Source organism: Metabacillus sp. KUDC1714 (assembly GCF_014217835.1).
GTDB classification, from domain to species: Bacteria; Bacillota; Bacilli; order Bacillales; family Bacillaceae; genus Metabacillus; species Metabacillus rhizosphaerae.
Genome location: NZ_CP055263.1, coordinates 2,192,611 through 2,207,048 on the forward strand (window position 1 = coordinate 2,192,611; position 14,438 = coordinate 2,207,048).

Annotated in this window: 15 protein-coding genes; 9 read left to right on the forward strand and 6 right to left on the reverse strand. The window is 35.2% G+C overall.

Annotation, left to right across the window (positions count from 1 at the left end; translation table 11 throughout):
- Positions 1–59: 59 nt before the first annotated feature.
- Complete coding sequence (locus HUW50_RS10450; protein ID WP_185653891.1) at positions 60–851, forward strand: alpha/beta hydrolase; 792 nt, start codon at positions 60–62, stop codon at positions 849–851.
- Positions 852–943: 92 nt separating this feature from the next.
- On the opposite strand, the gene HUW50_RS10455 is transcribed toward HUW50_RS10450, so the two are convergent.
- Positions 944–1,924 (reverse strand): DMT family transporter, encoded by a 981-nt coding sequence (locus tag HUW50_RS10455; protein WP_066332252.1) that lies wholly within the window; start codon positions 1,922–1,924, stop codon positions 944–946.
- A gap of 196 nt (positions 1,925–2,120) precedes the next feature.
- On the opposite strand from HUW50_RS10455, the gene HUW50_RS10460 reads away from it, so the two are divergent.
- Together HUW50_RS10460 and HUW50_RS10465 are read left to right on the forward strand one after the other, a co-directional pair.
- On the forward strand, positions 2,121–2,642 hold the full coding sequence (locus HUW50_RS10460; protein WP_066332241.1) for a YfiT family bacillithiol transferase: 522 nt from the start codon (positions 2,121–2,123) through the stop codon (positions 2,640–2,642).
- Positions 2,643–2,979: 337 nt separating this feature from the next.
- Positions 2,980–3,606: a LysE family transporter gene (locus HUW50_RS10465; RefSeq protein WP_066332231.1), complete on the forward strand. Its 627-nt coding sequence runs from the start codon at positions 2,980–2,982 to the stop codon at positions 3,604–3,606.
- A 107-nt stretch (positions 3,607–3,713) separates the two neighbouring features.
- Here the strand turns inward: HUW50_RS10465 and HUW50_RS10470 are convergent, their stop codons facing one another.
- The 3 genes from HUW50_RS10470 to HUW50_RS10480 form a co-directional block, all read right to left on the reverse strand.
- Entirely contained in the window at positions 3,714–4,184 is a 471-nt protein-coding gene (locus tag HUW50_RS10470; protein ID WP_066332461.1) for a divergent PAP2 family protein, read from the reverse strand.
- Positions 4,185–4,495: 311 nt separating this feature from the next.
- Positions 4,496–5,077 carry an LOG family protein gene (locus HUW50_RS10475; protein ID WP_066332230.1) on the reverse strand — a complete coding sequence of 194 codons (582 nt, stop codon included), beginning with the start codon at positions 5,075–5,077 and terminating at the stop codon, positions 4,496–4,498.
- Between the two features lie 15 nt (positions 5,078–5,092).
- A complete protein-coding gene (locus HUW50_RS10480; protein WP_066332229.1) occupies positions 5,093–5,533 on the reverse strand; it encodes a DMT family transporter in 441 nt (146 codons plus the stop codon).
- Positions 5,534–5,760: 227 nt separating this feature from the next.
- Between HUW50_RS10480 and HUW50_RS10485 the strand changes: the two genes are divergently transcribed.
- Complete coding sequence (locus HUW50_RS10485; protein ID WP_066332226.1) at positions 5,761–6,315, forward strand: peptidoglycan-binding domain-containing protein; 555 nt, start codon at positions 5,761–5,763, stop codon at positions 6,313–6,315.
- 57 nt (positions 6,316–6,372) lie between these two features.
- Here the strand turns inward: HUW50_RS10485 and HUW50_RS10490 are convergent, their stop codons facing one another.
- Positions 6,373–7,236 (reverse strand): hypothetical protein, encoded by an 864-nt coding sequence (locus HUW50_RS10490; RefSeq protein WP_066332224.1) that lies wholly within the window; start codon positions 7,234–7,236, stop codon positions 6,373–6,375.
- Positions 7,236–7,754, reverse strand: coding sequence for an RNA polymerase sigma factor (locus tag HUW50_RS10495; protein WP_066332220.1), 519 nt, complete (start codon positions 7,752–7,754; stop codon positions 7,236–7,238). The genes HUW50_RS10490 and HUW50_RS10495 overlap by 1 nt, the downstream gene beginning before the upstream one ends.
- A 301-nt stretch (positions 7,755–8,055) precedes the next feature.
- Here HUW50_RS10495 and HUW50_RS10500 point away from each other — a divergent pair, with 301 nt between their 5' ends.
- From HUW50_RS10500 to HUW50_RS10520, 5 genes are all read left to right on the forward strand, one after another.
- Complete coding sequence (locus HUW50_RS10500; RefSeq protein ID WP_066332218.1) at positions 8,056–8,793, forward strand: class I SAM-dependent methyltransferase; 738 nt, start codon at positions 8,056–8,058, stop codon at positions 8,791–8,793.
- 211 nt (positions 8,794–9,004) lie between these two features.
- Positions 9,005–10,087: a D-alanine--D-alanine ligase gene (locus tag HUW50_RS10505; protein WP_066332211.1), complete on the forward strand. Its 1,083-nt coding sequence runs from the start codon at positions 9,005–9,007 to the stop codon at positions 10,085–10,087.
- 156 nt (positions 10,088–10,243) lie between these two features.
- Entirely contained in the window at positions 10,244–11,605 is a 1,362-nt protein-coding gene (locus tag HUW50_RS10510) for a UDP-N-acetylmuramoyl-tripeptide--D-alanyl-D-alanine ligase (protein WP_185653892.1), read from the forward strand.
- 109 nt (positions 11,606–11,714) lie between these two features.
- Positions 11,715–12,437 carry an alpha/beta hydrolase gene (locus HUW50_RS10515; protein WP_066332198.1) on the forward strand — a complete coding sequence of 241 codons (723 nt, stop codon included), beginning with the start codon at positions 11,715–11,717 and terminating at the stop codon, positions 12,435–12,437.
- A gap of 405 nt (positions 12,438–12,842) precedes the next feature.
- The gene (locus tag HUW50_RS10520) at positions 12,843–14,354 is read left to right on the forward strand and encodes a degradosome RNA helicase CshA (RefSeq protein WP_066332192.1); all 1,512 of its coding nucleotides are present in this window, start codon (positions 12,843–12,845) and stop codon (positions 14,352–14,354) included.
- Positions 14,355–14,438: the final 84 nt, after the last annotated feature.

Here is a 14,438-nt window from a genome sequence, read left to right on the forward strand (position 1 = left end):
AACATATAAGAATTATAAAATTAAAATAGATAGAGACATTGTTTAAGGAGGATCAAGAAATGAATGTTGAATTACATCCAGTTATTGAAGGTGCCGAAAGCTTATTTTTTTCAGGAAATGAAATTGGTGTGTTGCTTTGCCACGGGTTTAATGGAACGCCACAAAGCATGCAATATATTGGAGAACAACTTACTAAATATGGCTACACTGTATCCATCCCTCGCTTGAACGGTCATGGTACACATTATTTAGATATGGAAACGAGCACATATGAAGATTGGATATCCGGTCTTCAAACTGCCTATAACCATTTGAAAAAACAATGTGAAAAGGTGTATATCGTAGGCCAATCAATGGGTGGTGCCTTAACACTACAAGTGGCAGCAAACAACCAGAACGTGGATGGGATATTCCTAATTAATGCAGCTGTAACAGATGTTTGTTATAAGGAATTTTGTAACAAGGTTAAGCCAGCCTATGTTCAAGAGGGTTCTCCAGATATCAATAAATCTTTTGTTTTTGAAATAACGTATGAAAAAGTTCCATTAAAGGCAATTCATCAGCTTTTACACTTAATGGATGACACAAAGAAAAAAGTCTCTAGTGTCTCAAGTCCAACGGTTATTTTTAAATCGGCAACAGATCACGTTGTACCTCCAACAAATTCAGAGTTTATTTTTGATCAAGTAAATACAGCTGAGAAAAAAATGATTGTCTTACAAAATTCCTATCACGTTGCATCTATGGATCATGATGCACCACTCATTGTGGAGCAAATTCATCAACATATTAAAAAATTGATTACCGATAAAACAGTTAAAAATACAAATAAAAAGTGGATAACTGTATAGGTTATCCACAACTTATTAACATTTACACGTGTTTATCCACAAAAATGTAAACACTTAACATGGGAAAATACTCAAAATGTAGTGAACTTAATTTAGGAAAACTGTTTAGAAGTATCACTAGGTGTGACTTCTAATTGATCAGTTCTCGATACATAGCTATGTAAAACCATTCCTCCAACAACTAAAACCATCCCTATTAAAGAAATAGGTGTAGGAAGTGGTGCACTTAGAAAAAGAATTTCACCAAATAATGCAAAAAGAACTTGAATAGATTGCGTTGCTTCTACAGCTGCGAGCTTTGCCATATTATGTTGAACTAAATTTGTAGCTTGGAAAAATAGTAGAGTTGCAATTAACCCTGAACATATTGCGACGAGAAACGATTGAACAGTTTGAGTTTTGGAAGGAAGCCCAGTTGTTGACAGTGCAAAAATAGATAGGGTAATCCAAAAAGGTAAGCTGCCTAAAGTCATTCCAAGAACACGTTGAAATACATCTAGTCTACCTTCACAAAGTGCCATCATTTTGCGATTACCTAGTGGATATGCAAACGATGCGATGATCACTGGTATAATACTTAAAAGCACAGGCTTTATTGATAATTGAGTTGCATGTTCATATTGCATGACACCAACACCAATAATAATGATAAGTGACATACATAACCCTTTAAATGGAATTTGCCCTCTTACTTTTATAGAACCATTAGTTGTTTTTATTTCTTCATAAAACAAGGGAACAAGGAGTGAACCCGATAGGATCGTGATCTGCCACGTTGCAGCTATGAGCCATCCTGGTCCATATGCGCCAGCAAAGCAAATTGGAGCATAAAATAAACCGAAGCCAATTGTACCCCATAGCAGCCATTGGGATGGATTTCTTTTCATTTCTTCCCAAAGTGCTATCCACTTTTTTCTCCAGATTACAATGAAAAATAAAAAAGGAAGCATGAAAAAGTACCGTAACGAAGCACTCCATAACCAACTTCCCCCTGAGAGTTCCATTGAACGATTTAACACAAATGTAAACGCAAAGAAGAAAGATGAACAAACCCCAAGTACAATAGATCTCAATACACTCACCTCTGTTTAACAAGTTTGACTATGTACTAATATTAGTAAATAAACTGACCATACTATACCATAATTTCACTTCCATTCATAAAGCTTTCTGATTATTAAAAAAGGTTGGGCTTATTCTTGTTAAAAAGAACATATGGAAATATAATCAAATTAGGATGTAACAAAACAAAATAGGGAGAGAGTATGGATGAGAAAAAGCCTGCAATATCCGATCGGTGAGTTTATTGTCCCTAAAAAAGTAACTGAAGATGATATCAATCAATGGATTTTAGACATTGAAGAAACGCCTGCCCTCTTGAAATTTGCACTTGATGGTATTTCACAGCAGTTAATTGATACCTCATATCGCTCAGGTGGATGGACTCTAAGACAAGTCGTACATCATCTTGCTGATAGTCATATGAATAGTTATATTCGTTTTAAGCTTGCGCTAACAGAGGATAAACCGACAATAAAAGCATATGATGAAACAGCATGGGCCACGTTGTCAGACTCTACACAATTACAAATAGAAATATCCCTTCTGCTTTTAGAATCTCTTCATAAACGATGGGCATACCTACTACGATCTATGTCTTCTACTGACTTTGAAAAAACCTTTTATCATCCAGGTATGAAAACCCATATATCACTAGCCACAACCTTGGCTCTTTACTCTTGGCATGGGAAGCATCATATTGAACATATTAAATTAGTAAAAGTCCATTAATGGTAATGGTGTAGTTTATCCGTTAGGGCTACTTTTAATTTTATGAGAATTATATAGGATTAATGATTTTTGCTTTTGTTAGTCGTTTACCAGGAAATTATAAAATTCTTAAACTGTGGATAAGCGCACAACATCCAGCTCCAGCGCCTAGCCCCTCGAGGTCATAAGATGATTTAGAATTGAAGGCAAAGAACGCCTTCTATTCTAAATCATCTTATGCTTGTCGGGGCTGTTCAAGGCGCTTGCGCTTTTGTTCGAAAATGGTGATAAAATCCTCCTTTATGAATAATATTGTACAAGCGCTATAAATACTTGTTGTTATTCTGGAGGAAATGGAATGAACGTCATTTTTAGTTACATCTTTTTGGGCTTATCTTTAGCGGCACCGATTGGTCCAGTAAACGCAGCTCAGTTAGATAGAGGAATTAAAGGGGGCTTTTTTAATGCCTGGTTAGTAGGATTAGGAGCAACATTTGCTGATCTTTTCTATATGCTATTAGTTTATTTAGGTTTAGTAAACTTTCTTGAAATACCCTTTATCAAATCTTTTTTATGGATATTTGGTTTTTTTGTTTTAGTATACACAGGGATAGAAAGTCTGCTAGGAGCAGGGAAAATAACGATACAAAACCAAAAAGCAAAAGTCACATATTCGCGATCATTTATGTCAGGCTTTTTAATGTCTTTAGCTAATCCACTTACCATCATGTTTTGGTTGGGGATTTATGGTTCTGTTTTAGCAAATGCAGTCGCGGCTTACAGTACAAATCAATTAATTCTTTATAGCTCTGCAATAATAATAGGGCTACTGATTTGGGATTTTACAATGGCGTGTGTTGCGAGTACGTTTCGAAGGTTTTTAACGAATCAACTACTTATCACAATTTCAGTTATATCTGGCCTATCTTTAATTGGTTTTGGTCTGTACTTTGGTTATCAAGCATTCAAACTACTAGTAAATTAGTAAAACCAAAAGTGTACTAGCCAGATTACAATCAAATAAGATTTTCTATCTTAGAGGCTTGTGTGAAAAGAGATTAATCTGGAAGAGGGTGGCCTTTTTAGTCACCCTCATTTTCTATTCTCTGTCATCGAACTAAAAAGACCAATTAATATGCCCAATAAAGCTCCTCCTGCTACTTCAGCAGGCTGGTGACCTAGAAGCTCATTTAATTCTTTTTCTTGTTTAACATGAAACAAACCTGGCATATGGCCTGAGAGTACTTCGATATCTGCATCTAGATCATTTACAATTTTAGCAATTTCACCTGTATGTCTTCGAATCCCTTGTGCATCATACATGACAATAATTCCAAAGATAACTGCTAGAGCAGTGTCGGTTGAATTCCAACCTTTTTTTGATGCGACATAGGTTGCTAAGGCTGATACTCCTGCAGAGTGAGAACTTGGCATTCCACCAGTTGTAAAGATTGGTCTCCAGTCCCAAACACCATTTACCTTCTTATTTGTGAAAATCTTCAAACCCTGAGCTATTCCAATACCTGAAAGAGCTGTCCATATCCCACGATTCATTTCATTCACCTCTATATATGTAGTGTTTATCAAATTTGTTACGATATTCAAACAAGTAAATAATTTTCATTGGACAATCATGAATAAATCCTTATATGACATTCATTTCATGGTATTAAAATCGCATAAAATAAAATTTTATTTATGATTTCCTCGTCAATATTAGACAAATTATTTCCCGTAGAATAATTGGAATTATATTTTATCTTCTTCCCATATTTAATAGTATTAAACACAATAGAGGTGACTAACAAGTTCTATTAGAGAGGAGAATAGGTTTGAATTCCAATAAAAAAACAGAGAAGGTTGTTGCTTCTCTGTTACGTTTCTTCACGGTTAATCCATTTTGTCAGCTTAGGTGGTTCGTAAGTTCTGAATTTTTCAATTAGCACTTGTGGTTCTTTTTCGACCATAATCATTGAATGATATTCTGGCTTTAAGAATTGTTCTTCGATCATATGATCAAAAAAAGTAAGCAGTTTATCATAATAATTGTTACTATTTAACATGCCAATTGGTTTATGATGCTCACCTAGCTGAGCCCAAGTATATACTTCGAAAAACTCTTCCATTGTTCCTGGACCACCTGGCAGGGCGATAAAACCATCAGATAACTCTTCCATTTTAGCCTTACGTTCGTGCATTGTATTAACAACAATTAGTTCTGTTAATTCAGTATGAGCAATTTCACGTGTCATTAACATCTTTGGAATTACGCCAATTACATCGCCACCTGCTTGTATAGCTGCATTAGCTACTGTGCCCATAATGCCTACTCTTGCCCCACCGTAAACTAAGGTTATCCCTTCCTTAGCTAATTGTGTACCAAGTTGCACTGCTTCATCTGTATAAATGGTAGAAGCTCCAGGGCTAGAACCGCAAAAAACACTAACACGTTTCATAATTATCCACATCCTTTAAAATTTTTGAACTAAAATAACTCCTACTATAATTAGTAAGGCACCTATCATACGAGGGATTGTTACATGATGAACTGTTACCTGTAATAACCCGAAGTGATCAATTATAATAGAGGCGACTACCTGACCTGCTAGAACGCAAGCAATTGTTGTTGCAGCACCGAGCCTCGGTATTAGGATAATGGAGGCCAAAACATAAAAAGCCCCTAAAAGTCCACCAGTCCATATCCACCAAGGAGCAGTAGTTAGGCCTTTACCTAGACTCCATGACCCATGGATAAGTGTACCAATTAAGAGAACTAGCAGTCCTACTAAAAAAGAAATCGTAGATGCAAGTAATGGAGTGCCTACATAATTTTTAAGTTGAGCATTGATACTCACTTGGGCAGGTAATGCTAAACCGGCAATAAAGGCAAATATTATAAACAAAAACCACATATGTATCCTTCTTTCTATAAGCTGTCCTTCTTAGTGTAGATGTTTTTTTTGAATTTGGAAACTGGATGTTTATTAAAAAGGTTAACTATAACCAAAGGCAAAAGAGTTTTCGTATTGTAACCAACTAAGAGAAAGTAAATTTTATATTTTACAAAAATTAACTTTCCATTCATGTAGATGAAACCTTCTAACTCCTATTTCGTATTAAGTAAAAAGGAGGGGAAGCAATGGGGAAAATATTCACAGTTATCTTAGGTTTGGTATTAGGATGGAGCTGTTACATGGGACAAGTGTTAGCAGAGGGGACTTTGGATATTCCATCTCAAACTTACACAGATCAAGAACTAAAGACAACGATACAATTACAAAGTACATCGAATAACTACATAAGGGCATTTACTTGTAATGGAAATAGTTCATGGACTAAAGAACTACAATCAGAATCATCTGGTTATACTTGGATTATTAATCAAGGAGTGAAGGGGTATATTCAAGAGGGATATTCTGGCGGAAAATCGCTTGGTGTTGTATTGAATAATACAAAAATAGACTTTGATTATTCCTATTTAGCTAAAAAGGGTTATGCTGGAAATAAAAATTCTTATGTAAAAGGGATTCAAGCAACTTTGAGTTGTTTAGGATACTCCCCTGGAACAATTGATGGAATATTTGGAGCAAAAACAGAATCTGCTGTAAAAGCATTCCAACAACGTAAAGGATTATCTGTTGATGGGATAGTTGGTAAACAAACCTATCACTATCTTTCCTTTGCATCGAGCTAATAGAAATGGAGGGTAACTCCAAAGGGGGTGGTCCTTAGGGTTACTCTCCTAGGCAGGTTATTGAATGGACTCATCAATAATTCTAGCTCCATCTGGTGCAATAAAATCAAATAATCGATGATTTTTCTTAACCTCAATGATTTTAAATTCGTTTAAGTTGTCTTGATCTTGGCGATGGCCCTTATAAATTTCTACTTCTTTAATAAAAAGACTTGTGTCTTTATCGAACCAATATTCCCTTTGGACATCTTGACTTTCTTCTACTAGGTAAACTTCAGCTTGTCGATCCAAATACTCTCGCTCACCTTTATACGTAATACTACTCGGATCTATGTTCCTGAAAATTTCTACTTCATAAGGGACGCCTTTATAAACAAGCTTTTTTATTACAAATAAATTGTCTTTTTTAGAGTAAGTAGCTAAGTATTTACCATCTGAAATGGAATAGTTCCCATTGCCATATTCGTTTCTAACCTTTTGTCCAGAAAGGTAAACAAATACAATTTCCTTGTTCTGTAGCTTTTGTTCAGCATAAATAATCTTCTCTGTAGCACTTTCTCCTTTATTTTCCAGCGGTTGTTGCCCTTTAAGGAAATGATCAATTATCACTTCGTTTATTGCTTTCTCAATAGCAGCCTTTACTGGTGGAGTATTCCATGCACCGATGATTAACAGGAAAAATGATGCACAGGTGAGTAATGCCCTTTTAAAGATTCGCTGAGAAGATCTTCTCTTTATAGAATGGACATGAATATCCTTTTCTTGTAGAAGTAGATCAAGCCCCTCCTCCAAAGTTAAGTATTGTTCGAAATAGGTTTGACATTCCTCGCAGCGTTCAATATGTTCCAAAAGATGATTTTGTTCGTGTTCAGGGAGTTGATCAAATCTTAATATTCTTTGTTTGGATTCTTTACAGGTCATTACAGCACCCCCTTTGCAATAAGGTAATCCATCATTTTTTTGCGGCCGCGGAAAATCTTAGTTTTCACTTTTCCTAAAGAAAGCTTCTTCATCTTTGCAATATCTTGATAGGAATAACCTTTGTTACGAAGAATGAATATTTCCTTAGTTTCCTCATCCAGTAAGTGAAAGACTTCATTTATATCTTTGATTTTCTCTTTAGAGAGTATTGTTTTTTCAGGTGTATCTATACTTTGGTCATGATGTTGAAATGTTTCACTTACATTTTGGTGAATATCTTGATGGCGCTTTAGTTTTCTTAAATGGTCATAAGCAGTATTTTTAGTAATAATTGTTACCCATGCTTCAATATTTTTAGGCAGCTCATAATCCTTTTTTTGAAAGTATGAATATATTTTTATACTTGCATCTTGAACAATGTCGTCCACCAAAGAGGGGTTTTTTATAATATTCTTCGTTGTCTTGATGATTTTCGACCTGTGTTCTTCAATTATTTGTGAAATGTTTTGCGTATCCACTATCCTTCCCTCCTAGCTTCATAATGAAAGACGCTTAAAAGTGTAAGATGTTTCGTTTATAGAGATAATTTATAAAAACTGTTTATCGAATAATTAGAAATTCCGCTCTTAAAAGGTTCGTATTTAATTAGTATAAAGAAAAATTGTAGTTTGTTTTAGAACAATCCATTTATAAATTGCTTGTTTTAATGAAATTTGCCAGTATTTACATAAATGTTATCTGTAGAGAAATAATAAGATACAAAATGGCAATGGCGTAATCACGCGACTGTTTAAAGTGATTATTTAGGAGTGATATAAAATGACCGCCGATTTTCGCTGGTTCTTAATGGATAAAGTTAAAGTGGACGAGAAGACAAATGATACTTTTTCAAAGCTTTTAAGCTTTTATAAACAACAACTTTTAAATATAAAAGGGAAAATACTTGAGGTAGGAGTAAATCAGCCACTATTACTACCAGCTTTAAAGGAGAGTGGCCTGCAAATCGAGGGAATTGTACCTAATAGCCAGAAAGTTGAATCTAACTCCGTAAAGGTTTATCATGCCGAGTTAGCTAATTTAAAACTTCCTTCTTTCTATGATGTGATCATTATTCCGTTTGGATATATATTAACAATTCAAGATAGAGTTGAGGCTATTAAGACGTTAAAATGTTGCTATGAACATTTAAGGCCAAATGGCAAGATCATGATCGACTTGATTCTACAAGATGAATTTCATTTGAACCAAAGAAAAGTCGAAACAAAGAATCGCCAGGGACAATTGATCATTTGCGAATCTCAAGTGATTGAGGTTGACTTCTATGCTCAAATTGTAAAGTATTTATTGTCTTATGAACAATGGAATGAAGGAGAGGTAATTCTAAGTGAACGGAAGCTCCAATCATTTTTGTGGTTTGGAGTAAAAGAGTTTAAATTAGTACTTGAGAGAATAGGATTTATGGATGTTAAACTATATGGAAATTACCAGGAATCGAAGAGTAATGTTGGAATGTCAGACATGAAAATGTTCACTTTTGAAGCAAGTAAAAAGGTGTGAAGTAGTGTTGAAATAATTTTCTTTCTCTGAATATGAAAAATAGAAGCCTACTCTATCCTCAAGAGCATTTTTCTCCCTTAAATAATAAACGTAGTTTCTTTCCTATTTTCGTGTAAAAGAAAACTAATATAATAAATAAGGGAATCTCTAATAACAATTTTAGTGTAAAGTGATAAAATAAGATTGATGAAACTTGAGGAGGAAGGTTTACATGAAAATTAAATTAGGTCTTGTATATGGTGGGAAGTCTGCAGAGCATAACGTATCCCTGCAAACAGCCCTTGCAGTTATAAATGCATTAGATATGAACAAATTTGATATACATCCAATATATATTAATGAAAATGGGGAATGGGTAAGAGGGAATGCTTTAGAGGCTCCTGTTAAGGGAGTAAGCACGCTTAAACTCCAAGATGGAGGAAATACAGTTTCTCCAGTTTCATTAAACAGTGAATTATTTCCTGCAAACGTGAAGGGCCAGGAAAAACTAGACGTGATTTTTCCATTACTACATGGACCTAACGGTGAAGATGGTACTGTACAAGGACTACTTGAATTGTTAAATATTCCATATGTAGGAAATGGTGTTTTAGCTTCTGCAGCAGGAATGGATAAAGTAGTAATGAAGAACCTTTTTGCACAAGCTGGCCTAGCTCAAGCAAATTATGTTTCCTTTATTAAGAGTGATTATGAAAAATCACCAGAATTAGCACATAAGCAAGTTGAAGAAGTATTAGGTTACCCTTGCTTTGTAAAGCCTGCTAATCTAGGTTCAAGTGTTGGGATAAATAAATGTAAGGATCAACAATCCTTAGAAAATGCTATTAAAGAAGCATTTGAATTTGACCGCAAAATCATTATTGAAGAAGGAATTGTCGGTCGTGAAATTGAAGTAGCTGTAATCGGCAACGACGAACCTACCTGCTCTGTTGTGGGAGAAATTGCACCTAAAAAGGAATTCTATGATTATAAAGCGAAATACGAGGATGGAGATACTGACTTAATCATTCCTGGTAACATCACTGAAAAAGAATACGAAACAATTAAAGACATGGCAATTAAATCATTTAAAGCAATTGATGGCTCTGGATTAGTACGTGCGGATTTCTTCTTAACTGCAGACGGAGAGGCTTTAATAAACGAAGTAAATACAATGCCAGGCTTTACACCTTATAGCATGTTCCCATTACTTTGGAAACATACTGGAGTAGAGTATCCTCAATTAATTGAAAAGCTTGTCGATCTAGCATTAGAACGTTTTGCGCAAAAGCAGCAAATTAAACACACTTTCTAAGAGAACTGTTAAGAATAGAATTAGGATAATCCCTTAAAAGGGTGTAAATAAGAGGAACTGAAAATCATCTTTGATCAGTTCCTCTTTATTTGATATTTGAGCAGGTAAATAATGTGTTATTTAAGAATCTATTTTCACAGAAAAGGAGCGATGACAATGATTCAACGTACATTAACAGAAATAGAAGCAATGGTAAATGGATCGGGGTTACATGTAAAATTTTTAAACCAGCAAATCAACGGGGTAACAACTGATTCTCGTCATGTTGAAAAAGGGAATTTGTTTTTTCCTTTAGTAGGGGATAAATTTAACGGTCATAAATTCGTCGATAAGGCAATTGAAAAGGGAGCTGCTGCAGTCATTTGGGCTGAATCTGAAATAAATCCTCCTGAAAATGTACCGGTCATTCTTGTGAAAGATACATTAACAGCATTACAGGATCTTGCTAAAGGCTACTTGGAGCAATTGAAACCAAAAGTAGTAGGTATTACTGGGAGTAACGGTAAAACAACGACTAAGGACATGATCGCTGCAGTTCTCGAGACAACATATAAAGTACATAAAACTAAAGGAAACTTTAATAATCATATTGGCTTACCTTTAACGATATTAAGTATGGCTGAGGATACAGAAATTGCAATCTTAGAGATGGGAATGAGTGCAAGCGGAGAAATTGAATTATTATCTAAAATAGCTAAGCCAGATGTAGCGGTAATTACTAATATCGGTGAAGCACATTTATTGGATTTAGGTTCAAGAGAGGGAATTGCAGAGGCGAAGCTGGAAATTGTCAAAGGACTAAAGAAAGATGGTCTTTTTATTTACTATGGTGATGAACCGTTATTACAAGACCGAGTACCTTCATTATCTCTTTCTACCGTTACTTTCGGAGAGAGCCATAAAAATGATTACTTCCCTACAAATATTATTCAGGAGTTAAATGGAACATCCTTTAAAATCAAAGATACAGAATACTTTATTCCTGTTCTTGGTAAGCATAATGTGTGTAATGCGTTAGCAGCATATGCAGTAGCAAGCTATTTTGAAGTGAAAAATGAAGCAATTATTGAAGGATTCAGTGCCATTAAAATATCAGGAATGCGTTTAGAGTTAGTGCAAGGGGAAAATGGGGTATCTGTTATTAATGATGCATACAATGCAAGTCCGACTTCAATGCTAGCAGCGATTAACTTACTTGAAGATATGAAAGGGTTTAATCAAAAGTTTGTTGTTCTTGGAGACATGCTTGAGTTAGGTGAAAATGAAAAGGAATTTCATCAAAAAGTTGGAGAATCAATTAAACAGGATAAGATTTCTCACATTTTTACCTATGGGAAATTGGGGCGAGAAATTGCAAATGGTGCGAAACAAAATCGGTCAGACGAATATATTCACCATTATGACGATAAACAGGCTTTAATTGAGCAATTAAAAACGATGGTTAACGAAAAGGATGTAGTGCTTGTTAAGGCATCACGTGGAATGAAACTCGAAGAAGTTGTAAATTCTCTAATTTAGGTGAGTAAAACAATGGATGAATAAATGACAAAATGCTTAAAATATAAACGCGTGATTTAAATACGAGCATTACCACTAGATGTTCTTTTAAAAGGAGGTTTACAATGACATGATAGGATGTCTCTTCATTCATGGTTTTACTGGAGCTCCATATGAAGTTGAGCCTTTGGCAAACTATATTAAGGAGAAGACAGATTGGCTTGTAAAAGTGCCAACTCTTCCTGGACATGGAGTAACTCTTTCGTTAAAAGGGCATACATATAATGAATGGGTTACGTACGCTGAACAAGAGCTTATTGCACTCATGGAAGAAGTGGATGAAGTATATGTAATCGGCTTTTCAATGGGAGGAGTTATTGCTTCCTATTTAGCTGCCAATTATCAAGTGAAAAAACTCGTCCTCTTAAGTGCAGCTGTTTATTACGTTAATCCAAAACAATTAGTTTTAGATTGTAAAGAGATGATAAAAGATCTGTTGAATGGGAATATTAATGAAAACGAGTTATTTAACCGGTATAAAAAGAAAATGGTTGAAACACCACTTCGCTCAACAATTGAATTTCAGAAATTAGTTAAGAAAGTGAAACCATATCTAAAAAAATTAACGTTACCAGTTCTCATCATTCAGGGAGAGTGTGACGGAATCGTACCGGTGAAAAGTGCTCATTATTTGTATAAAACCATTCCATCTGAAGAGAAGAAGCTAAAGTTGCTCCCCTTTTCAAAGCACCATGTTTGTCATGGAGAGGATTATGAAGATTTAAAGGAATATGTTGAGAAATTTCTACATGAAAGTAATACAGACCTTGACCTCTTAACACAAGAAAGCTAATACATTTTCAAAGTAAAAGGACCATTTTTCTTTGGGTAATTTATACCAAATTATGGACTTGAGCCCTTATGGGTTGGAAAAGACAACCATACATTAAGTTGAAATAAGGAACTGGTAGTGGTATGATTACATTTAAAGTGTTTGCGGGCTTTAAATAAGGTAAACTGCTGCCCTTGTTGGAAAAAGGGCATTTTTTGTTGGCAAATAATCAGAACGGTTCTTTTGCATCTGACTGTTTTTCATGATGACACAACAGTTGATAACCTACTTTATAGCTTTTGGCGAGGTCCCAAAGCTTATAGGATTTAATATAAACATCGTTTCATTATGGATACGATTAAGAAACCTGTTACCTATAAGGTCTGTAAATATTTACAGCAAACGATATAGAAGGAGTAAGAATACATGACATTAACGTTTCAAGAATTAGGTTTAAGTTCGGCACTCATGCAATCAATAAGCAAAATGGGATTTGAAGAGCCATCTCCAATCCAAGCACAAACAATTCCGTTAGGTTTACAGAATAAAGATGTGATTGGACAGGCACAAACAGGTACTGGTAAAACTGCTGCTTTCGGTGTTCCACTTATTGAAAAAATTGACATGAAAAATGAAAGCATTCAAGCTGTTGTAGTTGCACCGACGCGTGAACTTGCAATCCAAGTATCGGAAGAACTTTATAAAATTGGTTACCACAAACGCTCTCGTGTGCTTCCAATTTACGGTGGTCAGGATATCAACAGACAAATTCGTTCTTTGAAAAAGAATCCACATATTATTGTGGGAACACCTGGACGTTTATTGGATCATATTAATCGTAAAACAATCCGTTTAAATGCTGTCCATACAATCGTATTGGATGAAGCTGATGAAATGCTGAACATGGGATTTATTGAAGATATTGAATCAATTCTTTCAAATGTCCCATCAGAACGCCAAACGCTTCTGTTCTCTGCAACAATGCCTGATCCAATTCGTCGTATTGCTGAGAAATTCATGAAAGATCCTGAATTAGTTAAAGTTAAGGCGAAAGAAATGACTGTGCCTAACATTACTCAGTATTACTTAGAAACACATGAAAGAAAGAAATTCGACGTATTAACAAGATTACTTGATATTCAATCTCCAGAACTTGCAATTGTTTTCGGTCGTACAAAGCGTCGTGTAGATGAGTTGTCTGAGGCGTTAACATTAAGAGGATATACTGCAGAAGGAATTCATGGTGATCTAACTCAAGCAAAGCGTATGTCGACTTTACGCAAATTTAAAGAAGGTACAATTGAAGTTTTAGTTGCTACTGATGTTGCAGCTCGTGGTTTAGACATTTCTGGAGTAACTCACGTTTACAACTTTGATGTTCCTCAAGATCCAGAAAGCTATGTTCACCGTATTGGGCGAACTGGACGTGCTGGAAAAACAGGTATGGCAATGACATTTGTTACACCAAGGGAAATGGATATCGTTAAAAATATCGAGCGTACAACAAAAAGTAAAATGGAGCGCATGAAGCCACCAACAGTTGATGAGGCAATTGAAAGTCAACAACAAATGACTGTTGAAAAGATACGCTCAATTGTTGAAAGTGATAACCTTGCATTTTACAAACGTACTGCTGAAGAGCTTCTTGAAGAATTCGATGCACAAGTAGTAGTTGCGGCTGCTATTAAGTACATGACAAAAGAGCCGAATGCTGTAGAAGTAAAACTAACAGATGAAGCTCCTGCATTCTCAAGATCTAAAAATAAAGGTCGTTCTTCTTCTTCTAACAACAGAAGAAGAGGAGACTATAACCGCAGTGGTAGTGGTGGTAGCGGTGGCGGTCAAAAGAAAAACAATAACCGTTCATACGGTGACCGTGACAGAAATAAAGCGGGTAACAGAGATAATAGCAAACGACGTTACTCAAATTCTAAATAAAACCAAAAGAGATCGAATCCAAAACTGGATTCGATCTTTTTTTATATGGAAATGAATCTTCAGCATTTGGGGAAGCTAAAACTA

What these genes read in the sequence shown, in the direction of transcription:
- HUW50_RS10450 (WP_185653891.1), top strand. Translation starts at nt 60, where the DNA reads ATGAATGTTGAATTACATCCAGTTATTGAAGGTGCCGAAAGCTTATTT.
- HUW50_RS10460 (WP_066332241.1), top strand. Translation starts at nt 2,121, where the DNA reads ATGAGAAAAAGCCTGCAATATCCGATCGGTGAGTTTATTGTCCCTAAA.
- HUW50_RS10465 (WP_066332231.1), top strand. Translation starts at nt 2,980, where the DNA reads ATGAACGTCATTTTTAGTTACATCTTTTTGGGCTTATCTTTAGCGGCA.
- HUW50_RS10475 (WP_066332230.1), bottom strand. Translation starts at nt 5,077, where the DNA reads ATGAAACGTGTTAGTGTTTTTTGCGGTTCTAGCCCTGGAGCTTCTACC.
- HUW50_RS10480 (WP_066332229.1), bottom strand. Translation starts at nt 5,533, where the DNA reads ATGTGGTTTTTGTTTATAATATTTGCCTTTATTGCCGGTTTAGCATTA.
- HUW50_RS10485 (WP_066332226.1), top strand. Translation starts at nt 5,761, where the DNA reads ATGGGGAAAATATTCACAGTTATCTTAGGTTTGGTATTAGGATGGAGC.
- HUW50_RS10490 (WP_066332224.1), bottom strand. Translation starts at nt 7,236, where the DNA reads ATGACCTGTAAAGAATCCAAACAAAGAATATTAAGATTTGATCAACTC.
- HUW50_RS10500 (WP_066332218.1), top strand. Translation starts at nt 8,056, where the DNA reads ATGACCGCCGATTTTCGCTGGTTCTTAATGGATAAAGTTAAAGTGGAC.
- HUW50_RS10505 (WP_066332211.1), top strand. Translation starts at nt 9,005, where the DNA reads ATGAAAATTAAATTAGGTCTTGTATATGGTGGGAAGTCTGCAGAGCAT.
- HUW50_RS10510 (WP_185653892.1), top strand. Translation starts at nt 10,244, where the DNA reads ATGATTCAACGTACATTAACAGAAATAGAAGCAATGGTAAATGGATCG.
- HUW50_RS10515 (WP_066332198.1), top strand. Translation starts at nt 11,715, where the DNA reads ATGATAGGATGTCTCTTCATTCATGGTTTTACTGGAGCTCCATATGAA.
- HUW50_RS10520 (WP_066332192.1), top strand. Translation starts at nt 12,843, where the DNA reads ATGACATTAACGTTTCAAGAATTAGGTTTAAGTTCGGCACTCATGCAA.